Source organism: Mobilitalea sibirica (assembly GCF_015999265.1).
In the GTDB taxonomy this organism is placed as follows: domain Bacteria; phylum Bacillota; class Clostridia; order Lachnospirales; family Lachnospiraceae; genus Mobilitalea; species Mobilitalea sibirica.
The window spans coordinates 91531-118530 of record NZ_JAEAGR010000016.1 but is presented as its reverse complement, the minus strand read 5'-3'; the positions used below and the strand labels follow the sequence as shown (position 1 = coordinate 118530).

Sequence of the window (27000 nt, the reverse complement as noted above, 5' to 3'; positions counted from 1 at the left end):
ATATGGCATAAAAAATAAATAATATCCGGTAGTGTGGCTCAAGTATACCGGAACGGTGGCTCATTTATTCCGGACGGGTGGCTCACCACCCACCGGAATAGTGGCTCCGCCACACCGGTATACGCATTCCGGCATAATATATTCGGCCCCCGGTCTGGCAAATTCCTCATCCGGTTCCGGATATTCTATCGTCTCCTTCACATCATCATAGATCAATTGTATCCCACAATAGATACAGAAGATACTCTGCTCTTCATTCAATTCACCACAATAATGGCATACCATATAATACCCCCATGAAAATCATTCGTAAAATATAATAGAATTTTACCATATTGTGGGGGTAACATCAATTAAGGAATTATTAATTATTATTATAGTAGGTGTGCAATCAAACAACGATGATGAACGAAAAATCATATATCACTTTTATAATCGTAAATAAAAAGGATACGGTACAATAATATATGTACTCATATCCTTTTAAGATGTTATTTTAATATTTTAGTTGATAAATCAAATCTGATTATTCAAATGTAGTCACATCATATCCAAACCATTTTTCAGAAATCTCTGCCATGGTTCCATCTTCCTTAAGTTCAGTAAGGGCCTCTTCTACAGCATTTTTTAAAGCTTCTTCCCCTTTGCGGAAACCGATCGCATAATCTTCCGCCATAAGATTATCCTCTAAAAGAACAAAGTCCTTACCCATGTCATTAATCATATAATTTGCAACAACAGCGTCCATTAAAACCGCATCAGAGTTGCCGGTCTCAAGATCCATGAGTGCTGTTACATAATCACTGAAGCCATTGATTGAACCTAAAGTTGCTTTAAACTCCTTGTTCTCATCTAAATCCAGAGATTTCTCAGCAGAGGAACCACTTTGAACCGCCAGAGCCTTACCTGCCAAATCTGCTTTTGTTGCTATGGAACTACCATTAACAACTACAAATGAAAGGCTGTTCTCCATATAAGGCTTCGATAAGGTCATATTCGCTAAGCGCTCTTCCGTAACGGAAAAACCATTCCAGATACAGTCAATGCTTTTTGTATTAAGCTCCTGTTCCTTAGCATCCCATTCAATCGGCTGAAGGACTAATTCCACATCCAGTTTTTCTGCTACTGCCTTCGCAAGATCAACATCAAAACCTACGATATTGTCTGCATCATCACGAAATCCCATGGGAGGGAAGGCATCATCAAGACCCAACACGAATTTCTTATTATCTTGTATGTACTTTAGTGAGTTATCCTCTCCGTCTTTCTTACCGCAGGCAGCTAAGCCAAGTACCATAGCGGTAACTATTACTAAACTTAATATTCTTTTTTTCATAAAAACATCCTCCTTTTATGTATTACCATATTAGCACTTTACCATGCTACCACAAAGATGTGATTTGTGCAATGATTTTTTTGAGGAGGATTTATCTTGTACAACTGTAAAAGGTAGATGTTGGATATATTTCTTCTGGAATACTCTCGAGACAGGCTTCGCAAGGTTCTGAAGGCTAACTACCAATTTCATTAAACACATAGTATTATTATTTATACGGGTTATTTGTTATTGGGGAATTCACATATTAGTACATTGTTGGTATTATGACATTGATATTCCAAGACATTTCTACTCGATTATTTTTGTATTATTTATAATTTATTAGCCATTGCTTTCTCACACTTTGCCAAGAACAAATATCATAAATTTTTTTACTATTTTCTTTTACTTTAGCCTTTTCATCTTCCAAATGTAAAATTGTATGCTCTAATTTATATGATAAATCATCTTCATTATCAAATTTATTATAATATATGCCATTTTCATCAAGAACAGGATACTCCAACCAACTACCATTAAAAACAATGTTATTACAGTAAATATGCTCTGAAATGCTACCAGAAAAAGCATCCGTAATTTGAGCATGTATTAATATATCACCAGTCCTTCTTAACCTAGCAATATTCTCATTATATAAAAATGATGTTATTATTTTATATTGAAATATACTATTATTTAGGTAATTCTTAATTTCGTTTATATACTCATTATTTGATGGATACGTCATCAATAAAATAACAAATATTTTATTCAACGTACTTTCATTACACTTATTTAGAGCATTAATAATATATTTGTGTTGTTGTTCTCTACTAGCATTATATCCGCAATGTATTATTATTTTATCTTTAGGTAAAGATAAAATTTCTTTCGATTTATCGATACTCTCTTGTAGTTCCAATTTCTTTATATATTCTAATGGCGATAAACCAAATGAAGCTAGTTTTAATTTTGTCTTATCATGTATATCAAAAGTACACTCTGTAACATTTTTCATAACTTCGGTAGAGACTGTGATACAGTGAGATTTGTTTAATATATAATTTAGTTTTAAATAATTCTTCCTTTCAGCACGTAATAGATCACTTCCCCAAAAAGTAGATATAATATTATTGAAAAAGTTTGAGTACTTTCTAATTAAATCTGCAGCTGCTGGTACAACACAGTGAATGTGTAAAGTATCAAATGTATGATATTTAAATATCAAATTTCGCATTGATTTATTTCTCTCATAATTACTTTTTAATCGAAAAATTAGTCCTCGTACTTTTGGTATTTTCATAATATATTTATTAATGTTTATTATTCCTACTACATCAATATTATTGTCTTCATAAAACTTAGTATAATCTATATTAATTTCTACCATTGGACTATTACTTAATAAAACTATTTTCTGAATTTCTTTATCCTCAGCAAGTAGTACATATTTTATATAATCAATTACAAAAATAGAATTTGGATTGCCATAAATTAAAATTTTCATAAATGCTCCCATTAATCTTTTCTATTATTAAAAAAATCTTTAAATATCTCTTTGATTATTCTTATCATATAAAGCACTTCATTTCTATATATGAAAATCAATATACATGCTAGAAATAAGATAGAAATATACTTTTGAAGCGGATTATTAAAAAATATGATATTACATATCGCTGCAATAATAAATATTATAACTGATGAGAAAGTTTTTCTATAACTAGTAATGCATTTATAATAACGTTCTCCGATAACTGTTTTTAGTATAAGCATTATTATTCCTGCACTCGCCGCTGCTATAGCTGCACCCATGATACCAATTGTTGGGAGTAGAATAATACAAAGTAATATGTTCACTGTCACATTCCCTAAAAAAGTTATAATATTTAGGTAACTTTTTTTTGATATTGCAATACCCAGACCCGTAGTTTCAGCTATTGTATAACATATCGGCGTTACTAATAATAATGGAAAAAATATTTTACTTGATCTAAAGTTTTCACCAATTAATAAATATATAACATCTTGTCCTAGTATAATCATTAATCCAAATAGTATCATTCCAAAGGTTATAATATTATGGATTTTTTGTATTTTTAATGCTTGTGTTTTATACCCCTTATAAACAAAAGGGGCCCAATAAGTATTAAACCCAGCTTGTAATAATGATATAATACTTGCTACTGCTACAGCATTAGAATATATACCAATAGCAGCAAAATCTATATATTTGTTAAGCATTAGTTGTCCTAACGAATTATTTAACCAAGACAATACTGTTATAGGCAGTAAGGGTAATCCATATTTAAACAAAGCCTTAATTGTTTCATCATCTAAATATAACGTATTTCTTTTTACTTTATGATTTTGATATATTAAGAAAGTAACCATGATAATAACGTAACCTAGTGTTATAGCTATTATTGCATTTATGTGATTTGGATTCCATAACGCTACAATAATAAAGAGAATTTTGCTAACCACCGTAATGGCTATTGCTTGTAAAGAATATATAAATACATTACCCTGCATACGAAAAAACAAACCAAAAAATCTTAAAAATATATTTGCATATAAAGAAATTATTAGACATATAGGAACAAGTAAACTAACTGCATCTGTAATCATCAACGATATTTTATTCCAAAATAAAAGTATGAACCCTCCAATAAATGTAGATGAAAACAAAGTAATTAACATACATATCTTATTTAAACTATTCATATCATTTTTGCTTGGAGGTTCATTATAATATCTAACAAATGATTGATCTAAGCCTAATAAAGCAATTAAAATAAACATTGATAAATATGTGGAAAATAAATTTATCTTTCCCATTTCTGCTGGAATAAACAATCTTGTAGTAATTGGTGCTGATATGAAACTTAAGAAAAATTGTATCCAAACAGGAATTGAAAACCCTATCAAATTGTAAATAAAACTCTTTGCTAAACTTTTATCTTCCATCTTTATCCTCATATCATATCAATTTATCTTAATTAAAATCATAAATATTTATTATATAATTCATTAACTTCATTTAATTCCATATCTATTCGATTTTTCCAAGTTCTAAAGTTTACTTTACTAAATTCTTTTGCTTGTCTACCTAACTTAATGGAATATTCTTTATTATCTAAAATTTTATTAATATATTGAGGTATTTTTGATAATTCTTCAACCTCTAATAATATACCATTACTCTCATGCTTAATAATTGAAGACGTATCACCTACATTTAAAGTAATAATTGGTTTTCCACAAGACATTGCTTCCAATAATGGATTTCCTACATTACTTAAATCATACAATGAAAGAAATATATCAGCTAAATTTAAGTAATTTTTAACTTCGCTTTGTGGAATGGCACCTGCAAAAATAACATTATTATTTAAATTCAGTTTATTTGTTAAAGAGATGAGGTTTTCCTTATCGTCGCCATCTCCAACAATTATTAATTTACAATTCTTTCTTTCTTTAGTTATAACTGATAACGCTTCTATAGCTCTATTTACTTTTTTCCATGATGCTAATCGAGAAACAGTAATTAATACTTCATCCGAAGAAGATATATTATATTTACTTCTTAAATCTTTTATAGCCGTTTCATTTCGCGGTTCATTATAACTAATATCCACACCATTTCTCCAGAAAAACACTTTTGTAGATTGATTATCAAGTCTCTCTAGAACCTTATCACCTAAAGTGCCATCATCTGTCATTATTGTAATATCTGCATTAATTTCTAATGCTTGAAAATGTGGATAAAATTTTAGCCGATTATACCAATTATTCTTTATAGGGTATAAAACTGTACCTTGAAATCTAGTGACAAACGGTAAGTTAAATTTATGTCTTAATTTATTCCCTGCAATTGCACTATTAACCTCATAGGAATATATAATAGCTTTACCCCCGAATTGCTGTAATACTTTTCGCCCTAATAAAAACAGTTTTAGACTGCCATGTAAACTATGTAAAATACGCCCAATAAAACTCACCTTTTTTATTTTACATAGTGGATAAAATACGGGCTTAAATGTAATATTTGTGAGTCCTTCTATTTTAGGACTTGCCCCTACTTCATACTGTGGATTGATTAAAACAACATTCCAACCATCATTTATATAACCTTCAATAGTTCTATAAAAAGATGGTGCTCCTTTATTCTTATCCATTGACCATAAATTTAAATAAGATAGAAAAATAATGTTTTTCATTTTTATCCTCTCTTAATAGCTTAGAATATAAATACTAAGTATATATAGAATATGATTAACCAATAATCTCTTCAAATAATTTCTTCAAATAATGATGTATATTTTTTTGCATTAGTTTCCCATGTTAGTACTTTAACACTCTCTTTTCCATTTTGAGTGATTAACTTATTGTATTCTGTATTTTCAAAACAACTTCTTACATAGGTTATTATCATTTCAATATTATCTGCTTCGATTAAAAAGCCATTGACTTTATTTTTTATAATATCTTCTATACCTTCTCCTCTAGTACCAATTGTTAAACAGCCACTTGCCATTGCTTCTAAGTAAACAATTCCCAAACCCTCTTTAATACTCGGCATAATAAAAACCTCAGTTTCTGACATGCGCTTAAGAACCTCGCAGTTACTTATCTGTCCTGTGAAATTTACAATATCAGAAATATTAAGTTGAGTGCACAACTCCTTAAGATGGTTCTTTTCAGGTCCATCACCAATAACCGTTAATGTTACATCACGATATTCTTTATATAAAGTCGCAACAGCTTTGAGAGTAATATCAACCTTTTTTTGTTCAATCAAATTACTAACTTGTATAATACTATGTTTCTTTTTGGGAACTTCGCTACAGTATTGATTATTAAATCCATTCAATATAACTTGTACATTCAAATCAGGAGCTTCTTTTATTAATATATTTTTTAATTTCGAACTTACTGTAACAACCGTATTAGCCCTTCTACAAATACTTATTATGTAAGATAACTTCTTGTCTTCTATTGGTATAACTACATCAGAACCATGGGCTGTTATACTAACCGGTATATTATATTTTTCTTTTAATCTAACTGAAATTGCACCATCAAAACCTATTGTATGAGCATGAATAATATCCGGATGAAAACCGTTTATAATTTTTTTTACTATCTTATTAACAGAATAAAAACCTAAGAATGCATTAATACCATAGCGTCCATACTTTGATATAGATAGATATCTCGGGTAAAAAACCCTTATCCCATCTATATATTTTTCCTTTTTTCCTTTATAAACTTCCGCTTCTTTTTTATTACATACTACAGGAGAAATTACATATACATTATGCCCTAAGGCTTTATAAGCTAAAGCTTGATCATGAACAAATGATACATATGGACTTCCATCATTTTGAAAATGAGCTATTATTAAAATATTCATAATTTCTCCTTGTTTTATACTAACGTTTCATACTTTTTATTAACCTTTTAACTTTAATTAATTTTTCAATTAAATACTTGTTAGAAGGATAATCTGTTTCTTTTTTTACCTTTTGATTCATTATTTTATCCCATTCTTGCATAGGAATATCTAATTTCTTTAAAATATAATCTCTATCTTCTAACATCTCTTCTAAGGTATATGATGAACTATCTTCCATTTCTATTATTGCCTCTTCGCGAGACATTTCTCCACCTACTATTAAACTAGATAGGTGTGCTCTTTTTTTATCATATCCAAACTTTTGTGGTAAATAATAAGATTGAAAGAATTTAGTAAACCTTGACTCAAAATGCTTTCCACCATAATACTTCCAATCAAACTCACGTTTTAATGTATCAATAGCCTCTCTTTTGGAATAGTCAATATAATTCAGCAAATTAACTCTTATTACTTTTTGTTGTAGATAAAAATATTGCCATATATTAAAATGTGGATATTTTTTTATACTTTTTCCTCTACCAAACTTATTATATACACCCTTAATATTTTTATAATCTATAGCAGCTTGTCCCCATGAATTTGGTAAAATGCCCTCTGTTGCAAAATTACTACCATTGAGCATATATTTTAATTTATATTTCTTTGCATAGTTATAAACCGCTGCAAGAAAAGCATGATCTTGTGGTACATCTAAATTGGGTAACCCTGAGTACATATATGCTCTCTGTAATTCTTTCATGGTAGGCCAATCAATTACAATAGTATGCAAATCAATATTTAATTTTTTACATATTTTTTGAATGTTTTGTACTGCAATATCACTGTTCCAACCAGCATCAACATGTACTGCTAAAATACGTAATCCTAACTGATGTGACAAATATGCAAGATAAGAACTATCCACTCCACCAGAAATACCTAAAATACAGTCATACTCTTTATTTCTTTCTTCTTTTTTAATTTTATTAACAATTTCTCTTAACTTATCTTCACTAGTATCTTTATGGTATCCGTATACTTTAACGTTTATATCATACTGATTACAATGATTACAAATGCCATTCTGATCAAAAACTATATCCGGATCTGTAGTATCCATGATACATCGATTACATATCTGATATTTATTCATTACTATATACTCCTTCTGCAATAAATTCTTGTTCACTAGGAAAATTAATTAATACGGCCTTTTTCTTTCCAAAATAAACAAACATACTTCCTGCTGCTGCCGCATGAGCCTCACCTTCAGTTAACACTCGTTTTATATCGGTTACGTTACTTGCTCCGCCACATGCTATTACTGGAATACTCACACTATTACTTACCTGTTTTATTAGTTCTATATCATATCCTTGCATAGTTCCATCATTATTTATAGAATTAATTAATATTTCCCCAGCACCAAGCTGTTCAGCATTTTTTGCTAAGTCTATCGGATTTATTTTGATACGCTCTGTCCCATCTAATATATAGCAATATTTTTTACCTAATAGTTCTGTTTTTACATCAATAGATGCTACGATACTTTGTTTTCCTACATATTTGGACGCTTCTGATATTAAGCTTGGATTTCTAATTAAAGCAGTATTTAGTATGACTTTCTCAAACCCAATATAGAATAACTTTTTAATTTGCTCAAAACTAGTAATTCCACCACCATAACTCATTGGCATAAAAGCTTCTGTTGCTATAGATAATAGAAAATCAAAGTCTGGTCCTTTTCCTTCTCGAGAAGCAGTTATATCCAATAAACATAATTCATCCACACCTTTTTCATTAAATATTTTCACAGCATTAATTGGATCCCCCAAATAATTGGGTGATGTAAATTTAATTGTTTTAACTAAACCTTGATCTTTTAGCAATAAGCATGGAATTACCCTTGGTCTATTATACATTATTAACATTCCTTTGCAAAATTCAATAATAATTTCATTCCAAAGTTATGGCTTTTTTCCGGATGAAATTGGGTACCGTAAATATTTCGATCATGTACTGCAGCTGTAAATGGATACCCATAATAACTTTCCATTAATACATTTTCTCTCTTATCACACTCTGCATGATATGTGTGTACAAAATAATATCTTTGTTTTGTCTCGATACCTCTTAATAATGGCGAGTTGGAATTACATATATCTACATAATTCCATCCCATATGCGGAATCTTCAAACAATTACTTGAGTTAAAATGAAATTTCACGTTATCAAAAGGGATTAAATCGAGCCCAGGCTTTTCCCCTTCTTCACTTTTACGACCTAACATTTGCATCCCTAGACAAATGCCGAGGATTGGTTTACCTTTTTCTAGTACATTCCGTTTTATTGCCTCATCAAATCCCTTACTTATCAATAATTCCATCCCTTTATCAAATGCACCGACTCCAGGAAGTATAAGCTTATCTGCTTGATCTATCATATCTGTATCCAAAGCGGACTTTGCACTAACACCTATTTTTTTTAACATATTTAGAATAGAACCTACATTACCCATACCGTAATCTAATACAACAATCATACGTTACCTTCCAATCTAAAAGTTATAGAAATAAACATAATTAATTTATTAATTAATTTCTATTTCATCCGTACTATATAACTCTGGTATCTTTGTTAATAATAAAATAATTGCTGCAATACTAAGCCACATACTTAGTATATCTTGAGCATCTGATGATGAAGTTGAAACAAATGGAAAACCAAGTATTATAATCAAAGTAAATATAACCACTGTTATATGGAAATTACTCTTGCGATACTTACGTATTAAATTAAATATTTCTTTAAATATTAACCATATTACAAAAACTGCAGGTATTATAACAAATACTCCCATATCTGCAATAATTCTTGCCGGAAAGCTATGTATAGACCATAATCCCCCAAACTTTTCTGCTGATACCTCTTTAGCCATAAGTTCAGTATTGCCAAGTCCTACTCCCATACCCTTTGAATCAATAAAGCTATCCATAGCAAATATGATTAAAGCTACTCTAACGCCACCACTAGCAGTAATATTTAACTTTAATTCTCCAGACTCTTCATCCGAAGTAAAAAATTGATCTTTTAATGGTACCTTTACAACCGATGGAGGATTTAATATTACTGGCTTCTCTATTTCATTTATATTATCTTTATTTGTGTCATTTGTATTTGATTCACTTAAATTTGTATTTTTGTTTATTTTTTTTATTTCTGCTTCATATTTAACAGTATTTATATAATTCTTTATATTGATACTAATAGTAGTATAGTTTTCTAAAACTATAACAAAAAACAAACATAAAACAATAGTTCCAAGTGTATGTATTAATTTTCTATTATAAAATACAATATAAAAAGCAAGTCCTATTAAAAGAATTGCAAAGGAAACATATATTAATCTTGCACCTGCTGCCTTTATTAAAAAGTATGTTAACGATATTATGAATACCAAAATAATTGAATATATTATTTTACTCTTACGTTCATTTGTTTTATTTATTGTTAAAACAAGAGCTAATACTAAAATAGGTAAACAAAATATTAGCATGCTACTAAAATCATTCGTATTTGAAAAACTAACTAATGGATGTTGGTATGCTTTGTTAAATAGTACAAATCTTTTATAATTATTATAATAATCATAAAAAATACCACCATTAAAAATCTCATATACTCCTAATAATTGCAGCAGTATAAAATTAACGAAACAATTTATTATAGTAAATTTAACTTTTTGTTTGCTGTCGATAAAAAGAATAATTACTATTAAAAATATGATATTAAAACTAAGATTAAATAATCTTCGAAACGTATATACAAAATCTATCGCTCTAAATAACGAAATAAATCCATATAAAATCATTATTATAGCTAAACTAAAAACTGCATATTCAATTTTTGTTCTTCCTACAAAAGGATTATGTTTATTTTTAATATTATAATAAATATAAAAACAAACAAATAATATTAACGAAATACGAAACAAATAAAGTTCACCTATTCCGGGAACTGTTATAGGAAAACACTTTGAACCCCAAAAAGAAGAAAAAATTAAAATCTGAAAAATAATATGTAAAAGATTATCTCTTTTTATACTTTTAAAAAAGTTACTCAATTTACTTTTAATCATAATATCCTCCGTATCACTCACCTGTAATCTATCATTAGTATCATTAAAAAAATTTATAGTATTGCGCTTATAGCATCACAAACTTCGATAACATCATTCTTACTAAGATACGGATGCATTGGTAAAGATAAAACAGTATCACATAATTTATTAGTAACAACAAAATCTTCTTCATTAAATTTCATCTTCGAAAACGCCTCTTGCTTATGCATAGGTTTAACATAATATACCATACTTGGTATACCAATTTCCTTTAGTCTGAGTTGAATTTTATCTCTTATATACTTATCCGGTAATTTAATAGTATATTGTGCAAAACTAGAAATATATCCTTCTGGTATAATTGGAGTTTCCACAACTCCATTAAGTTTTTCATTATATATTTTATAAATTTGGTTTACATCTTCAAGTTCATGCTCGATAAATGCAGTTAACTTAACATTTAAAACAGCTGCTTGTATTGTATCTAATCTCGAATTAACACCTATTCTAACATTATCATATTTACTTTCACCTTTTCCATGTACTTTTAATGAATTGAGTAGCTTAGCTAGATTATCATCATTAGTAAATATTGCTCCACCATCTCCATAACAACCTAAAGGTTTTGCTGGGAAAAACGACGTAGTAGCAGCATCTCCAAAACTGCAAGCTCTTTTTCCATTAATACTTCCTCCGAAACCTTGAGCTGCATCCTCTAAAACTAAAAGATCATACTTCTTTGCTATTTTGATAATTTCAATATGATTTGCAGGAAGACCGAATAAGTCGACAGGAATAATTACTTTTGGTTTAAGTTTTCCTTCTTCGATAACTTTTTCAATAGCTTCAACTAACTTAATGGTATCCATGTTAAATGTAACATTATCTACATCTACAAATATCGGTGTGGCGCCACAAAAAGATACAATCTCACCAGTTGAAAAAAAAGTAAAGTCAGGAGCAAAAACTGCATCTCCTTCTTTTATATCCCATGCCATCATTAATAATGTCATAGCTTCTGTACCGTTCGCACATGAGATACAATATTTTACATCAACATATTCAGCAAGTCTATCTTCTAAAACTTTTACTTCTTTGCCGCCAATGAAATCAGCGTTCATTAATACGTTATTTATTGCTATATCGATTTCTTTTTTATATTTAAGATATTGTGATTTTAAATCTCTAAATTCCATATTTATCACTCCCAGCCCTAAAAATCTAGTTTATTTATTCTCTCTAAACTTATCATTCTCCAAGACGTATTCCCTACCACATTCATCACAATTTAGTCCATATTTTAAAGGTCTTCCACATTCACAAACCCAGCCAATTTGTTTGGCTGGTACCCCTGCCATCAGTGCATAGTCAGGAACATCTTTTGTAACAACTGCTCCAGAGGCCACCATTGCCCATCTTCCAATTGTATTGCCACAGACTATCGTTGCATTTGCTCCAATAGAAGCTCCATATTTAACTAGAGTTTTTTTATATCCTTCTGTTCCCTTAGGATATTTACTTCTTGGTGTTAAATCATTAGTAAAAACCATAGATGGTCCACAAAAAACATAATCTTCTAATTCTACACCCTCATAAACAGATACATTATTTTGTATTTTCACACCACTACCAATTTTTACATTATTTGAAATATTAACATTTTGTCCTAATGAACATCTATCACCAATTATGGAACCTGTTTGAATATGACAGAAATGCCAAATTTTAGTTCCTTCCCCGATAGTTACATTATTATCTATATAGCTACTTTCATGAGCATAATAATTCATCGATCAAACCTTCCTTTAAATTCCATTGTGCTACATTTATTCAACGGAAGCTTAATTTTCTTATCCTCTGCAGCTGACTTATATATAGCCAAAACCACTTCTAGAACTCTTCGTCCATCTTCGGCTGTAATATACGGTTTTCTGTCGTTAATTATTGCATCAATCATATCAGTATATAATGGCTTATGACCGTAACCATATACATTGGGTGGATTTTCATTATATTTAGCTTTTATCTCTTCCGAATTATCTATTTCATCTGCAAATTGCCATTCTTCAATTAAATTAACTGATTTACCACCAGCTTTTACAGTCCCTTTTTCTCCAAATATATAAAGTGTTTCCTCTAAATTCCTGGGATAGATATTAGTTGTGCCCTCAACAATTCCATAACTACCATTAGAAAATTTCAATAATGCTAACCCAACATCCTCTGCTTCAATAAAATCATGAATTAAATTATCAGTAATACCAATTACTTCGGTTACTTCTTCACCCATCATCCAAATTAAAAGATCAATATTGTGTATACACTGATTCATTAATGCTCCACCATCTTGCTCCCAGGTTCCTCTCCATGGAGCCTGTATATAATAATCTTTTCCTCTATTCCAACGAATATGGGCTGTACCATGTAAAAGTTTACCAAATCTGTTTTCTTCATATGCTTGTCTAATTTTTTGAATAGATTTATTAAAACGATTTTGATGACAAGCACATACTTTTATATTCTTTTCTTTTGCTCTGAAAATAATTTCATCTGCTTCTTCAAGTGATAAAGCTATTGGTTTTTCAATAATTAAATTAATTCCCTCTTCAATACAGTTTAAAGCAATTTCGCCGTGCTTACCACTTTCTGTACATATAGCAATTAAATCGAGCTTCTCATTTTTAACCATATCTTTATAATCAACATATCTATGGATATTATTTGAAAGTTTAAATTTGTCAGATATTTCATCCATTTTTGTTACATCTATATCACATATTGCTACGATCTCTAAATTATTATCCTGTGCAGCTGCGATATGATTCGGCGATATTCTCCCACATCCAATTAAAGCATATTTTAAACTCAATTTAATACCACCTCTCTACAATAATTCAATGTTGTCTCTACATTCGATATTTTTCATCACATTCTTTGTATCAAAAATCATTTTTGAATGTTTTTGTACAAAATGATAATCAACATTAGTATGTGCAGTAGTAATAATAACAAGATCCGCGCTTTCAATAAGTTCCTTAGTTAATTCAGGTTCACCTATCTTTACAAAACCATGCTCATGGTATTCCGAAACAAACGGATCATAAAATACCACTTCTGCTCCCTCTTTCTCCAATTCCTCTATTACTCGAATAGCAGGACTTTCTCTATAATCATCAATATCCTGCTTATATGCTACGCCGAGAACCAAGATTTTTGAACCATTCATTGCTTTTCTATTTCTATTTAAAATCTTACTTGATCTTTCCGCACAATATTCTGGCATACGGTCATTTACCATCATAGAAGACTCAATCATAGAGGTATGAAAACCATACTCACGAGCCTTCCAAGATAGATAATACGGATCAAGTGGAATACAATGGCCCCCTAGACCCGGTCCCGGATAAAACGCTTGAAAACCATATGGTTTTGATTTTGCTGCATCTATTACTTCCCAAAAATTAATACCCATTTTATTACTTAATATTGCCAATTCGTTCACAAGGCCGATATTAACATTCCGATAAGTATTCTCAAGTATTTTCTCCATTTCAGCTACAGCCGGTGAAGAAACTCGATGTATGGGAGCTTCTAATATAACTTCATACAAGGTTGCAGCAACATCTGTACAGTTAGGTGTAATTCCCCCTACAACCTTTGGTGTATTTTTCGTTTTATAAATCAAATTTCCTGGATCAACACGTTCCGGCGAAAACGCGAGATAAAAATCTTCTCCACATTTTAAACCTGATTTCTCAAGAATAGGTTTTAGAAACTCTTCTGTTGTCCCTGGATACGTTGTTGATTCAAGAATAATTAACATATCTTTATGCATATGTGGAACAATACTTTCAGCGGATGCCTTAACATAACTAATATCTGGTTGTTGATGAGCATCTAAAGGTGTTGGTACACATATACAAACACAATCAGCTGTGGCTACTTGAGCAAAATCAGTTGTTGCTAATAAAAGACCCGAATTAACAATTGCTTCAAGATCTTCATTTACAACGTCTCCTATGTAATTCTTTCCTGAGTTAACCATATCAACTTTAGATTTTTGAACATCAAATCCAATTGTTTTAAATCCAGCTTTTGCTTTTTCCACTGCTAATGGCAAACCAACGTAACCTAGTCCTATAACTCCAAGTGTTGCTGTTTTATTTATTATTTTTTCCTTCACATTACTCATGGTTAAATCCTCCATTTATGATAGCTTTACAAATATGTTCTGCAGCATGTCCATCACCAAACAACAATGGTTGTGGATATTTTAAACATTCTTGTTTTCTCAATACACTTTTAAGTATGCTATCTAATTCAATTTTACTTAAAACATTCCATTCATTTTCAAGTGTTTCTACCCATTCTGTTTGATCCCTTAAAGTAGTACATGGAGTTTGTAAGAAATATGCTTCTTTTTGAAGACCACCAGAATCTGTAATAACCATAGATGCATTCTTAGTTAAGTATAACATTAATAGGTAACCCACAGGATTTATTATAAAAACATTTTTACTTGTAATATTTGACTCATCTATTAACTTTCGGGTTCTTGGATGAAGAGGCAACAAAACTGGTTTATCTAAATATTCAAAAGCTTCAAATATTGTTTTTAGTTTAGATATATCATTAGTATTCTCAGCACGATGTACTGTTGATAAATAATAATCTTTTTCTGTTAAATATTGTATTTTGCTATTTTCTTTACTACTAATAGAAGTTTTCCATATGTCATTCTTAAATAGTTTATCTGATATGTCTATATTTCTTAATACTGCATCGTACATTATATCTCCAGAATGTATTACTCCTGAAACAATACCTTCTTTTTTCAAATTATTTACAGCTGTTTCAGTAGGACAAAAAAGTAATTTAGAGACATGATCTGTGAGAATTCTATTTTGCTCCTCAGGCATAAATTTGTTATAACTTCGAAGCCCAGCTTCAATATGAAAAACAGGTATATGTAATTTGCTTGCTGCTAAAGCACCTGCTAATGTTGAATTAGTGTCTCCATAAACAAGCATTCCATCTGGTTTTTCCTTCATAATAACATGTTCAATTTTTTCAAGCATTCGGCCTGTCTGTTGACCGTGATTGCCTGATCCTACACCTAAATTATAGTCAGGTTTAGGAATACCTAGTTCATCGAAAAAGACATCTGACATATTTACATCGTAATGCTGACCTGTATGAATTAATACTTCCTGATTTTCTTTTCGAAAGATTTCAGAAAATGTTGCAGCTTTAATAAACTGAGGTCTAGCACCTATAATAGTCACTAGTTTCATATATACCTCTTTTCCTTATAGTATATTTACAATTTATTATTTAATTAGAAATCCAAAACTACTTTTCTGATAATATTTCTAAATACATTTTTATCAGTATTTTTTCTTGGGTCTTCCAATTGAATTCATTTAATACAGCATCTCTACCATTGTTACCCATATCCTCTGATTCTTTTGTATTTTTAATAATGTAATTGATTGCTTCTTTAACTTCATTTGAATTATTTGGATTTACAACAATACCACAATTATTTTTATTAATGATTTCTCTCCATAACTTATAATTTGTACATATTACCGGTAGCTTTGCTTCCATATATTCAAATAATTTTGTATTACCCAAAGTACCAATATTTCCTGCCTGTAATGACCAGTTAAGTGCGATACCTGCCAATGATCTAGTGAATATCTTCTTCACCTCTGAAAATGGCAATAAACCCAAATAATCAACCTTATTCCAAGCTGGATGACTTTTTAACTTATTAATATATGTTTCACTTCCAGATCCAGCTATAATATATCTGATATTGTCTATATGTGTTATAGCATCTAAAACAATTTCATGATTCCATTGCTCACTTATTCCACCTGTAAAACAAATATAATTTTCAGTATTTTTATTAATAACTTCATTTTCATTTACTATTGGATAATTAGTTATCATAATTGTTTTAGGATTTATTTTTGTAAGTCTTTCAACAATATGAGGTGTAACTGAAACAAGAGCTGTATACTGTTTTAGTGAAACTTTTTCATATTTACAGTAAATAAATTTTATTAATCTTCTATAAACGCTTGGTATCCAATGTTTTTCCATAATAGTTTCTGGAACATCCTCATGGGAATCAAATATTACTTTTTTATTTAATTTAAGTAATTTACTACCTAGCAAAAGTAAGTCCGGATCATGTAAGTGATATATATCTGCATCTAATTCTATTGCTTTTTTATATAATTTATTTCTAGAGTTAATAAACCTATCTATTCGATTTCTAGGTCTAAACTTTGATGATATGATTTTAACCCCTTTTTTTATTTCATCTTGTAAATCATCATTTACAAGTAACGAAATATTAAAACCATTCTGGGCAAGAGATACACATTGTTTCTCAAAAATTCTAACATCATATCTATTATGTGCACTTGTTACGTGGCATACTTTTATCATTAACCTACCTCTTCAGTTCTCACTTTATTTAAATAAGTTCTGATATTTTTTTATAATACTTTCTTGTTATAGTTTCATAGCTATGATTTTCTTTAACCCATGCTTTTCCTCTATCCCCATAAGCCAATCTTTCTTTTAATTCCATATTCTTAAAAAATATGAATTTATCAATAATAGCATCGGTATCTTTCGTCTTTACATAAACACCAGAATTAGCTTCATTTAACATTGATGGATATCCCGAATAGGATGCCACAACTGGTTTACCTGACATCATATAATCTATCACTTTATTCATAGATTGACCATACTTCCATACTTTAGAATCATGAGTTGATAAATATAACAAGTCACATTTACTTAAAAAATATGGTATTTCACTTTGTTTTAATTTTGGTCCCATCTTAACATTTTTTAGCTCAGATAATCTTTTTGAATAAGATGCTTTAAGATCACCATCTCCGACAAGTACAAAGTACACATCCATTATATTAGCCATACGTTCAATTGCTTCTATAAAATTATCCATAGCATTAGAAATACCCATACTTCCTGCATAACCAATAAAAAATTGATTTGTTTTAGGGAATAGTTGATCTACATTATCGCTTTGTTCTAATTCATTTGACCACGTAGAATGTATCCCTATTGGAGAATGAAATACATCTTTTTCATAACCAATGGTTTCTATTACATGCTCTTTAAGATTTGGCATAGTTCCAACTATTAAGTCGGATTTCTTATATCCAATTCTCTCTATAAATCTCAACAATAATACTAATGGATTCCATTTACTAACACCTAATTCTTCTGTTAATGTTAATGGATGTATATCCCTTATTTCAAACACAAGTTTACAACCATATTTTTTCTTTATATATATTCCGTAAATAACAGTTAAAAGAGAAAGAGATGAAACTATTATTATATCTGGTTTCTTAAGTTTCTTTTTATTAAGTCGAAATAATCTATATTCAAATGCAAACCAGCTTAATATTCGCTTGATTGATGCACTTCTATCATATTTCATTGTTTTAATCCAAATATGATCTAAATTCCCATACTTTTCAAAATTATATGTTTGATTGCTTTCTGGGTATTTTGATAAATGATTAGAATCTGAACTTATTAATAATACATCACATCCCATATCACTAAAACGTTTGGCTACTGTAAATAATTTCGAACCTACTCCATAATTTGGTGGAGATGCATATTTAGATATACACCATATAGAAGTTTTGTCTATCATGGTTCTACTCCTCTCTATTCTTGTAGAGTTTAGGAATTTGATTTACTATAGATATTACTTGTTCATAATCCATGCCTACTGTATCTAAATACCACTTAATAGTAGCATGTCTAGGTCTATTTTCTTCAATTACTAGTTTCAAAGCTTCTTCTCGAGTTATTACACCCTCTCTGATTTGGTTACTTCGAAAGGCATCATGCTCTGAAAAACCTGCCACGGTAAAGTATACATAATTATAGAAAGCCGCTGTACCATCACCTATTCTCCACGTAGTAGATGTATCAACTGCTTTTTCCCAGTTATATTCATTACTAATTAAATCATCTATTTCATGTTCATCCCATTTATAATAGTCAAACAGATGAAAATAATCATTATGTGGTAGAATTGAACGTGAAACAAAGGACCCTAAGGTATCAAATACAGAACTGTTTATATAAGCAGGATTACTGGCTACTATCTTCCCCATACTTGAAATTAATTTGAATTTTCTTCCTATGGAAAGTGAGTATATATATTTTTTTTCAAAATCGGGACTTACACCAACAAAGCCTACTTTAAAGTCCGTGTTTTCCATGGGATTTACACCCCATATATTCAATTTAATTCCTGTCTCTCTTTTAATTTTTTCAACATAATAATAAAAATATTTATCTCCAGCCATAAGAATAGGAAGCATACCCAAATGAGGTTTACGTAACCAAGCACTTAGATTTTTTTTAATATTTTGTCTCTTCTTTCTAATATCAGCAGCAACTATTATATTTTCAACCTCTAATTTTCCACAAACACGAGCAATATTCCTTCTGCCTAAATCTGTAACCATCCCCCAATCATATGTATAGGCAATAGGATTCAGATTAAGCTCATTTTTTATTAAGTGTAAAGCGTAAGTACTATCTCTACCACCGCTAAAAGGGACAATACAATCCGGTTTTCCATCTTTTCTTCGATAAGGCTCTATTAAGTCGATTAACTCATCGAGTTTCTTAGGTTTATTCTTAATTTTATAATTATGGCAATAGTTACATTCACCATGATCGTCAAATCTAATAAAAGGAAATGTTGATGGTAATAAACACTTAGTACATCTCTTTATATTTATAGCATTATCTCTATCATATTGTAGCATTTTTGATAATTTAACATTTTCGCTACTATTTACTACTGTAGGAATACTTGGAACGAGATCCAATTCTTCTTTCGATTTTTTTTGTATTTCATTTACATTAATCGTAACGTTATCATTATATCGTTTAAACTCAAGTGTATTTGTTAATGGATTTATATTTTCATGAACTGTTATTGTCATATCTGCATAATCACATAAACCAAAGCTACCTTTATTTAATTGAAAGATTTGAATTTTTTCTTTATTATCAAAATCATATTTTTCATAAATTCTTTTCAAAGTATTGTTTTCTGATGCAAATATTAAAACATTCTGTAAATCCGTCATTAAATATAAAGAACCGTTATTAGAATGTAATAGTAACGATTTACTTTTAGATATTACTGTAGCAAGTGATACTGTACCTTCAATTTCAGAATATATTTTATCTATAGTACTTGTTATATCTAAATCTGTACCATATAAATCATTCAGTAATGCCAAGTAACTTTCTGTATCGACCTCATAATATCTCGTATAATCACTATGTCTTTTCCAAATCTCATTATCATTAACAATTATGCCGTTATGTATTGCAATCATATTATTTCTAATAACCGGTTGGTTATTATGTTGTGATATTTGGCTTCCATTAGTAACTAGACGAGAATGTCCCATTATGAATAGTTCTGATTCATTCTCCCATGATTTATGAATATAATCTTTAATACTTTTCTTTAATTTAGAATTCTTAGTCAATTGTTTAATGGACATTGAACCTTTATAAATATTATATTCATTTAACTCTTTATCGTATAGCATCAGTCCTGATGAATCTCTGCCTCGTGATTGTGAAAACTCAACAAGGTCTTTAATTATGTTTTCTATATTATTTAAATTTGTTGCCTTACTATTTATAATGACACCAAATATTCCACACATAATGACCTCTCCCTTATTTACTACGAACTTTTCTTATAAAAATATCTCTAAATGTATACCACAAGTATAGAAAATCCGTTTTAGTCGGATTAGACAAATATCTATCAAGATATTCCCCTTCGATTTGAACAATTTGATCAAATCCTGCTGTTTTTTCATCAAAAATCGGAGGAACAAGCCCTGGTTTTACTTGCATATATTTTTCAATGATATCTTTTGGATAAAGACTAAGATACTGAGGGCTTGTTGCTCTCATACCGACTAATTTTATATCTCCTTTTAACCAATCAATAATTCCTGGTATCTCATCAATCCAGTATTTTCTGATAAATGGTCCATAATCAGTTAATCTGAAGTCATTCTTAAACTTTCCTGTGTTGGTTAATCCATGCATGTTATAGAGATTTTTTTGTAAGAATTCGCTAAAAGGATACATGCTTCGCACCTTATGTAGTCTTATTATCGAACCACAAAGACCAACCTTTTCTAAAGTTACAACTGCATGATAAGTTGGGGTTTTATTTGCTGATTGTTCTGATACTTTCTGCGCTATTAAATAAGCTCTTTCACCTTCTATTTTTTCATCGATAATTTCCATACCATAATATACTAACCTGCCCCATACTTCTGCGCGAGCAAGACTTCTTCTTTTGCCGCTTGTATATTTCTCTCGAAATGCATCAATCCATGAAAAAGGTTTCGCAAAATATAAATTTGATAACCATTTTATTTTTATGAGTCCCCTATAAATGATGAAGTTGCTGATATATTTAAAGGGATATTTTATTTTAGATGTTTCTTTCTTAAGTTTTTCCAGTTCATATTCCATAGGAGTATAATTTACTATGAAATAACCTCCTTTTTTTAAGCCTCGAATTGAACTTTTTATTGTATTATTTAGTCTTTTGATATTATTAAGGCTTGTCTGATATATGATTAGTGAAAAATCTGTATCCTTTGATTCTATTAGATTTTGTTTTTTATTAACAATTAAATATGTGTCACAATTATTATCACTATTGGTGATATGATTTCTAATAAATTCATTCTCACAATTTGACATAATGTTTCCGTACTCATTAAATAATCTCTTTTGATTAATAGTAGCGTTTATAGTCTCCTCTTTATTAAAATCCGAATTATGATTATTAAGTCTGGATAAAAAATTCTCCATTTGTTTATTTATATCAGCGACTTTTTCTTTTTTTACAAATAAATCAAGTATAAAATCTATTCCTGACAAGATAAACATAACCCATATAATATCAAAAAGAATCTGTCTCTCAAAAATACTACTAATAAATAAAACAAAAATCATCACAATAACTACCGCTAAAGCTTTCATGTTTTTAGAAAGTGTATATGTTAAATATCTTTGCGGATATTTATGAACATACTTATCAGTTAATGTAATTGAGATTAACCAAATTAGAAAGGTGATTATAGAGGTTGTTATTATATCCATAGAAAATATAACTTTTATTGGATAATTACTTTTTATCCATAACAAAATTATTAATACTATTACTCCTAAATATGTCCTAACTTTTTTTCCTAATAAACTTTTATATAAAATCATAATAACTTACCTCATTTCATACATTGTACTTAAGTTTTTGTTGTTTATAAATATAATAATTATTATTTTACTTTTTTTACCGGAGCACCTACATAGGTTCCTTTTTCATTTATATCACTAATTACTACACTTCCTGCACCTATAATTATATTATCACTTATATTTAATCCTTGAATAATCTGAGAACCGGTCCCTACTTCTACCTGGTTTCCTATTATAACATTACCAGAAACATTAACACCCGGATAAACAGTAACATAATTTTTTATTATTACATCATGGCCAACCGTACAAGCTGGATTTATAATATTAAAGTTACCGATTTGAATATCAACTGTTAATGTAGAAGATAAACATATGATATTTCCTTCACCAAAACATACCCGATTAGAATATCTAACATCCTTTGAAATCACATTTGGAAATACGATTCGGGGGTTTTTTTTAAGTTTTTTTATTATATCAAATCGAATTAAGGGTTTTGCTATACAACAAACAACTGATATTGGATTTTTATAACTTGCAAGCCAATCAACCCCACCAAGTACCGGATAACCATTTATATAAGTATTTAATAACTTCTCATTGTCATCCACAAAACCTTTTATATTCCAAACCTGATTACATTGATTTAGTTCATCTAATAACCACAATACTTCTCTTCCTAAACCACCTGCACCGACAATAATTATATCATTATACAAGAGTTAACCCCTTTCTGATTTAAATTACTTAAATTCTTCCATTGTAACAGAAGTACCTGAACTTACTCCATGTCTTATTAAAACCATACTTATAGTCTTAATAATAATTATCATATCAGTTTGAAAGCTAACATTCTTTGTATATGAAACATCATATCGAAACTTCTCTTCCCAACTTATAGCATTACGTCCATTCACCTGAGCTAAACCCGTTAATCCTGGCCTTACATCATGACGATGTCTTTGTTCCTCATTATATCTTGATAAATATTCAACCAGCAAAGGCCTCGGTCCAACGATACTCATATCACCCTTTAATATGTTGATAAGTTCAGGCAGCTCATCTAAACTGGTTGCTCTAAGCATTTTACCGAATTTCGTTAACCTAATTTCATCAGGTAAAAGCTTTCCTGACTCGTCCTTCTTATCTGTCATGGTACGAAATTTATAGAGGGTAAATATCTTTTCATCCATGCCGGGTCTTTTCTGTTTAAACAATATCGGGCTTCCAAGCTTAATTCTTACCAATAACGCTACCATTAAAATTATAGGTAACAGTGAAATAATAGCTATAGTAGAAAGGATGACATCTAATATTCTTTTAGTATATTTCTTATACATTTACCTTCACCCCTTATTGATAAATTCTTATTCTACGAAGAAGTAAGCTTTAATTCAACAATTAAATAGCGCTCTAATGATACCAATGATTTTTTTCATATCCTCGCCTGTATTCTTTATATCACTTGGTAAACATACACCTCTGTTAAAGATATCTTCAGCCGTTCCAAAAACCTCACTTTTTGCAATAAAATCATATTCTTTAAACACCGGCTGTAGGTGCATTGGCTTCCATATTGGTCTGGACTCGATATTTTCTTCCTCTAAAGCCATCATTATATCTAAGGGCTTCACTTTACTATCTTTATTTAGAGTAATACAGCTTAGCCAATAATTCGCTTCACATTGCTTCGGTATAGGATTCATGGTTATGTCTTTTATATCTTCAAAAGCCTTTTTATATGTATCGTAAATGCTTTTCTTTTGTTCTATAAATTCATCCAAACTTAAGAGTTGCCCTCTTCCTATTCCTGCTACAATATTAGACATGCGATAGTTATAGCCAATTTCTTTGTGCTCGTAATGAATTTCCTTTTCTCTTGCTTGCGTAGCCCAAAATCTAGCTTTTTCTATAGCAGCTCCATCTTTTGAAACCAGCATACCACCACCTGAGGTAGTAATTATCTTATTACCATTGAAAGAATATATACCAAAGCTTCCAAAAGTACCAGTCTGTTTTCCGTGATAAGTTGCGCCTAAAGATTCAGCTGCATCTTCAATCAACGGCACCTTATATTCCTTACAAATATCCATAATTTCTTTTAGTTTGGCAGGTGTACCATACAGATGTACAAGAAGTACAGCCTTGGCATTCGGATATTTACCGAAGGCCTTTCGGAGTGCTTCCGGATCCATGTTCCAGGAATCATTCTCACTGTCAATAAATACCGGTATTCCACCCTCGTAAATAATTGGATTACAGGTTGCTGAGAACGTTAATGAAGAACAGAAGACAATATCCCCCTGACGAATACCTATAGCTTTTAAAGCTAAATGTATTGCAGCTGTCCCCGAGGTTAAAGCAGCCGCATGAGTTATCCCAACATAAGCTGCTAGCTCTTTTTCAAATTCATTAACATTCGGTCCTAGGGGTGCTATCCAATTTGTGGCAAAAGCTTCCTCTATATATCCCCTTTCGCTACCGTTCATAGTTGGTGATGCCAAATATATACGTCGCTTCTCCATCTTTTCGCCTCACATTCTAAGTAAGTATTAAGTACTAAAATTATATTTCAGATGTAGATTAATGTAAATAAAGGTATTTCCACATAATTTGAAACTCTTGTACATATTATAAATCATATAATAATTACAATTAATTTTTCATCACATACGTCGGCACAATCTCTCTTACCAACTTCCTAATCTCCGCTGACTCTAACATACAAACATCCTTTAATTCCTCCAATTGCCTCAGGAACTTCTCCTCATCAATCTCAATCGGTTTTCCAATATGTATCAGTTTGTTTTCCGTATCCTGAAGTCCTTCCTCCTCCATCAGAAGCTCTTCATACAGCTTCTCACCGGGGCGAAGTCCGGTAAATTCGATCATGATATCTTCATTTGGTTTATATCCGGAGAGGCGAATTAAGTTCTCTGCCAGATCAAGTATTTTAACCGGTTCGCCCATATCCAGGACAAAGATTTCGCCGCCCTTGGCATATGCTCCTGCCTGGAGTACCAGTGATACTGCCTCCGGTATCGTCATGAAGTATCTTATAATATCCGGATGAGTTACCGTCACCGGTCCCCCCTCAGCGATCTGCTTCTTAAATAGTGGAATAACACTACCGTTAGAGCCTAATACATTACCAAATCGAACCGCCACAAACTCTGTCTTAGAACGGTTATTATAGGTTTGTACGATCATTTCGCAGATCCTTTTGGAGGCTCCCATAATATTCGTCGGGTTAACAGCTTTATCTGTTGATATCATGACGAATTTTTCTACCCCGTATAAATCCGCGGCCATAACCGTCTTCCAGGTTCCAAGCACATTGTTTTTAATTGCCTCATTAGGACTGTCCTCCATCAACGGAACGTGCTTATGGGCTGCCGCATGATATACAATCTGAGGACGATAGGTTTTAAAGATGGCGTTCATTCTGGTAGAGCTTCGAACAGATGCTATTAAAACCACAAGGTCAAGCTCCGGATACTTCTTTCTAAGTTCCTGTTGTATCTCATATATATTATTCTCATATATATCCAGTATAATCAATTGCTTCGGGCCGTGAGCCACCAACTGCCTACATAACTCACTGCCTATGGAACCCCCTCCACCGGTAACCAGAATAACCTTATCCTTAACATAACTCATAATGGAATTGAGATCTACCTTAATCGCATCCCTGCCAAGTAAATCTTCCACTTCTACATTACGAAGCTGGCTGATGCTAACCTCACCGGTCATAAACTGATATATTCCCGGTAATATCTTTAATTGACATTTTGTCTCTTTACAGATATCAACAATTTCACTAATTATCTTTTTAGACATGGAAGGCATGGCTATAATAATTTCATCTATATTATATAGGGTAGCACATTCAATAATGTTATTCCTGGTACCAACCACTTTAATACCTTGTATATAACTGCCCTGTTTTTCCGGTGCATCATCTATGATGCACTTCACTACCGTATTATGGATATGCTTACTCGTATTAATCTCTTTGATAATAGCGCTTCCGGCATTCCCTCCACCGATTAACATCACCTTATGTAGACTATCCTGTGTTCTCGTTTCCCTGGCCACAGCCCTCATAAATCGATAGGCAAAGCGGCTACTTAAGGTAAGAAATAACTGCACTCCCCCTGCAAGAAAATAGTAACTTCTTGGAACCGGATATCCTAGTATATTAAGACCGGCAAATTGGAGTAAGGATGATAGTACGACTGCGGAGAAGATATTCTGCATCTCAACCACACTTGCATATCTCCATAAACTATGATAAAGCTTAAACAGATAATAGATAATTATGGTTGTAATAATATGAATGGGAAGATAGCTCCATACCGATTCCAAAAATCTTTTATCAATACGAAAAAAATTAAAATCAAACCGAAGTAATAATCCCATTATTGTAGAAAAGATTAATACTGCAATATCCCAAAAAAGTAAAAACAATTTTCTTATCCTTAGTTTTCTATCTATAATTTTCTCAACCATTCGTTTATCCTCATTGATAGTTTTTCAAATATGTTAATCTTAAAAAAAGAACCTTTTAATAGAAGCCATTGCTTCTATTATTATAGGCCCTTACTTATTACTCTTGTGATCCTGAAGCAACGTATCCATCTTCTCTCGATATAGCTCCATTCTTCGTATGTATCTTTCTTTGTAGGAATTTCGTTCTTCCTCAGTCATGTTCATAAAATCGACATATTCCACATCGCATTTATCTAATACTGCGCCACAATGGAAGCAGATAGCGTCCGGTTTTCGTTACACCATTCTGTAATTATAACATTTCGGACATATGTAAAT

23 protein-coding genes are annotated in these 27000 nt (G+C 30.7%); all 23 read right to left on the bottom strand.

The annotated features are described in order from the left end of the window. Window positions 1–60 precede the first annotated feature (60 nt). Complete coding sequence (locus tag I5677_RS14245; RefSeq protein ID WP_197662307.1) at window positions 61–285, bottom strand: hypothetical protein; 225 nt, start codon at window positions 283–285, stop codon at window positions 61–63. A gap of 241 nt (window positions 286–526) precedes the next feature. After that, the gene (locus tag I5677_RS14240) at window positions 527–1336 is read right to left on the bottom strand and encodes an amino acid ABC transporter substrate-binding protein (RefSeq protein ID WP_197662306.1); all 810 of its coding nucleotides are present in this window, start codon (window positions 1334–1336) and stop codon (window positions 527–529) included. Between the two features lie 310 nt (window positions 1337–1646). Beyond that, entirely contained in the window at window positions 1647–2825 is a 1179-nt protein-coding gene (locus I5677_RS14235; RefSeq protein WP_197662305.1) for a glycosyltransferase, read from the bottom strand. Window positions 2826–2836: 11 nt separating this feature from the next. After that, window positions 2837–4288 (bottom strand): lipopolysaccharide biosynthesis protein, encoded by a 1452-nt coding sequence (locus I5677_RS14230; RefSeq protein ID WP_197662304.1) that lies wholly within the window; start codon window positions 4286–4288, stop codon window positions 2837–2839. Between the two features lie 38 nt (window positions 4289–4326). Beyond that, window positions 4327–5541: a glycosyltransferase family 4 protein gene (locus I5677_RS14225; protein ID WP_197662303.1), complete on the bottom strand. Its 1215-nt coding sequence runs from the start codon at window positions 5539–5541 to the stop codon at window positions 4327–4329. Between the two features lie 71 nt (window positions 5542–5612). Beyond that, complete coding sequence (locus I5677_RS14220; protein WP_197662302.1) at window positions 5613–6737, bottom strand: glycosyltransferase; 1125 nt, start codon at window positions 6735–6737, stop codon at window positions 5613–5615. Window positions 6738–6756: 19 nt separating this feature from the next. Continuing rightward, a complete protein-coding gene (locus tag I5677_RS14215; protein ID WP_197662301.1) occupies window positions 6757–7872 on the bottom strand; it encodes an N-acetyl sugar amidotransferase in 1116 nt (371 codons plus the stop codon). Further along, the gene (locus tag I5677_RS14210; RefSeq protein ID WP_197662300.1) at window positions 7865–8641 is read right to left on the bottom strand and encodes an AglZ/HisF2 family acetamidino modification protein; all 777 of its coding nucleotides are present in this window, start codon (window positions 8639–8641) and stop codon (window positions 7865–7867) included. The genes I5677_RS14215 and I5677_RS14210 overlap by 8 nt, the downstream gene beginning before the upstream one ends. A 2-nt stretch (window positions 8642–8643) precedes the next feature. Continuing rightward, window positions 8644–9261 carry an imidazole glycerol phosphate synthase subunit HisH gene (hisH, locus tag I5677_RS14205; RefSeq protein WP_197662299.1) on the bottom strand — a complete coding sequence of 206 codons (618 nt, stop codon included), beginning with the start codon at window positions 9259–9261 and terminating at the stop codon, window positions 8644–8646. Window positions 9262–9309: 48 nt separating this feature from the next. Continuing rightward, complete coding sequence (locus I5677_RS14200) at window positions 9310–10857, bottom strand: hypothetical protein (RefSeq protein ID WP_197662298.1); 1548 nt, start codon at window positions 10855–10857, stop codon at window positions 9310–9312. 53 nt (window positions 10858–10910) lie between these two features. Next, window positions 10911–12035: a DegT/DnrJ/EryC1/StrS family aminotransferase gene (locus tag I5677_RS14195; RefSeq protein ID WP_197662297.1), complete on the bottom strand. Its 1125-nt coding sequence runs from the start codon at window positions 12033–12035 to the stop codon at window positions 10911–10913. Between the two features lie 30 nt (window positions 12036–12065). Beyond that, on the bottom strand, window positions 12066–12629 hold the full coding sequence (locus I5677_RS14190) for an acyltransferase (protein WP_197662296.1): 564 nt from the start codon (window positions 12627–12629) through the stop codon (window positions 12066–12068). Beyond that, window positions 12626–13708, bottom strand: a complete 1083-nt coding sequence (locus tag I5677_RS14185) for a Gfo/Idh/MocA family protein (RefSeq protein ID WP_197662295.1) — start codon at window positions 13706–13708, stop codon at window positions 12626–12628. The genes I5677_RS14190 and I5677_RS14185 overlap by 4 nt, the downstream gene beginning before the upstream one ends. A gap of 15 nt (window positions 13709–13723) precedes the next feature. After that, a complete protein-coding gene (locus tag I5677_RS14180; RefSeq protein WP_197662294.1) occupies window positions 13724–15031 on the bottom strand; it encodes a nucleotide sugar dehydrogenase in 1308 nt (435 codons plus the stop codon). Beyond that, complete coding sequence (gene wecB / locus I5677_RS14175) at window positions 15024–16133, bottom strand: non-hydrolyzing UDP-N-acetylglucosamine 2-epimerase (protein WP_197662293.1); 1110 nt, start codon at window positions 16131–16133, stop codon at window positions 15024–15026. Before wecB ends, I5677_RS14180 begins: the two co-directional genes overlap by 8 nt. A gap of 58 nt (window positions 16134–16191) precedes the next feature. Further along, entirely contained in the window at window positions 16192–17301 is a 1110-nt protein-coding gene (locus tag I5677_RS14170) for a glycosyltransferase (RefSeq protein ID WP_197662292.1), read from the bottom strand. A 28-nt stretch (window positions 17302–17329) separates the two neighbouring features. Further along, window positions 17330–18553 (bottom strand): glycosyltransferase family 4 protein, encoded by a 1224-nt coding sequence (locus I5677_RS14165; protein WP_197662291.1) that lies wholly within the window; start codon window positions 18551–18553, stop codon window positions 17330–17332. Window positions 18554–18557: 4 nt separating this feature from the next. Then, window positions 18558–20606, bottom strand: coding sequence for a hypothetical protein (locus I5677_RS14160; protein ID WP_197662290.1), 2049 nt, complete (start codon window positions 20604–20606; stop codon window positions 18558–18560). Window positions 20607–20619: 13 nt separating this feature from the next. Continuing rightward, on the bottom strand, window positions 20620–22185 hold the full coding sequence (locus I5677_RS14155; protein ID WP_197662289.1) for a sugar transferase: 1566 nt from the start codon (window positions 22183–22185) through the stop codon (window positions 20620–20622). Window positions 22186–22247: 62 nt separating this feature from the next. Continuing rightward, on the bottom strand, window positions 22248–22889 hold the full coding sequence (locus I5677_RS14150; protein ID WP_197662288.1) for an acetyltransferase: 642 nt from the start codon (window positions 22887–22889) through the stop codon (window positions 22248–22250). Window positions 22890–22913: 24 nt separating this feature from the next. Beyond that, window positions 22914–23510, bottom strand: coding sequence for a sugar transferase (locus I5677_RS14145; protein WP_197662287.1), 597 nt, complete (start codon window positions 23508–23510; stop codon window positions 22914–22916). Between the two features lie 54 nt (window positions 23511–23564). Then, window positions 23565–24695, bottom strand: coding sequence for a DegT/DnrJ/EryC1/StrS family aminotransferase (locus tag I5677_RS14140; protein WP_197662286.1), 1131 nt, complete (start codon window positions 24693–24695; stop codon window positions 23565–23567). A gap of 130 nt (window positions 24696–24825) precedes the next feature. Then, window positions 24826–26682 (bottom strand): polysaccharide biosynthesis protein, encoded by a 1857-nt coding sequence (locus I5677_RS14135; protein ID WP_197662285.1) that lies wholly within the window; start codon window positions 26680–26682, stop codon window positions 24826–24828. Between the last annotated feature and the right edge of the window lie 318 nt (window positions 26683–27000).

What these genes read in the sequence shown, in the direction of transcription:
- I5677_RS14140 (WP_197662286.1), bottom strand. Translation starts at nt 24,695, where the DNA reads ATGGAGAAGCGACGTATATATTTGGCATCACCAACTATGAACGGTAGC.
- I5677_RS14165 (WP_197662291.1), bottom strand. Translation starts at nt 18,553, where the DNA reads ATGATAGACAAAACTTCTATATGGTGTATATCTAAATATGCATCTCCA.
- I5677_RS14180 (WP_197662294.1), bottom strand. Translation starts at nt 15,031, where the DNA reads ATGAGTAATGTGAAGGAAAAAATAATAAATAAAACAGCAACACTTGGA.
- I5677_RS14235 (WP_197662305.1), bottom strand. Translation starts at nt 2,825, where the DNA reads ATGAAAATTTTAATTTATGGCAATCCAAATTCTATTTTTGTAATTGAT.
- I5677_RS14245 (WP_197662307.1), bottom strand. Translation starts at nt 285, where the DNA reads ATGGTATGCCATTATTGTGGTGAATTGAATGAAGAGCAGAGTATCTTC.
- I5677_RS14210 (WP_197662300.1), bottom strand. Translation starts at nt 8,641, where the DNA reads ATGTATAATAGACCAAGGGTAATTCCATGCTTATTGCTAAAAGATCAA.
- I5677_RS14230 (WP_197662304.1), bottom strand. Translation starts at nt 4,288, where the DNA reads ATGGAAGATAAAAGTTTAGCAAAGAGTTTTATTTACAATTTGATAGGG.
- I5677_RS14170 (WP_197662292.1), bottom strand. Translation starts at nt 17,301, where the DNA reads ATGATAAAAGTATGCCACGTAACAAGTGCACATAATAGATATGATGTT.
- I5677_RS14215 (WP_197662301.1), bottom strand. Translation starts at nt 7,872, where the DNA reads ATGAATAAATATCAGATATGTAATCGATGTATCATGGATACTACAGAT.
- I5677_RS14225 (WP_197662303.1), bottom strand. Translation starts at nt 5,541, where the DNA reads ATGAAAAACATTATTTTTCTATCTTATTTAAATTTATGGTCAATGGAT.
- wecB (WP_197662293.1), bottom strand. Translation starts at nt 16,133, where the DNA reads ATGAAACTAGTGACTATTATAGGTGCTAGACCTCAGTTTATTAAAGCT.
- I5677_RS14200 (WP_197662298.1), bottom strand. Translation starts at nt 10,857, where the DNA reads ATGATTAAAAGTAAATTGAGTAACTTTTTTAAAAGTATAAAAAGAGAT.
- I5677_RS14195 (WP_197662297.1), bottom strand. Translation starts at nt 12,035, where the DNA reads ATGGAATTTAGAGATTTAAAATCACAATATCTTAAATATAAAAAAGAA.
- I5677_RS14155 (WP_197662289.1), bottom strand. Translation starts at nt 22,185, where the DNA reads ATGATTTTATATAAAAGTTTATTAGGAAAAAAAGTTAGGACATATTTA.
- I5677_RS14220 (WP_197662302.1), bottom strand. Translation starts at nt 6,737, where the DNA reads ATGAATATTTTAATAATAGCTCATTTTCAAAATGATGGAAGTCCATAT.
- I5677_RS14135 (WP_197662285.1), bottom strand. Translation starts at nt 26,682, where the DNA reads ATGGTTGAGAAAATTATAGATAGAAAACTAAGGATAAGAAAATTGTTT.
- I5677_RS14145 (WP_197662287.1), bottom strand. Translation starts at nt 23,510, where the DNA reads ATGTATAAGAAATATACTAAAAGAATATTAGATGTCATCCTTTCTACT.
- I5677_RS14160 (WP_197662290.1), bottom strand. Translation starts at nt 20,606, where the DNA reads ATGTGTGGAATATTTGGTGTCATTATAAATAGTAAGGCAACAAATTTA.
- I5677_RS14240 (WP_197662306.1), bottom strand. Translation starts at nt 1,336, where the DNA reads ATGAAAAAAAGAATATTAAGTTTAGTAATAGTTACCGCTATGGTACTT.
- I5677_RS14190 (WP_197662296.1), bottom strand. Translation starts at nt 12,629, where the DNA reads ATGAATTATTATGCTCATGAAAGTAGCTATATAGATAATAATGTAACT.
- hisH (WP_197662299.1), bottom strand. Translation starts at nt 9,261, where the DNA reads ATGATTGTTGTATTAGATTACGGTATGGGTAATGTAGGTTCTATTCTA.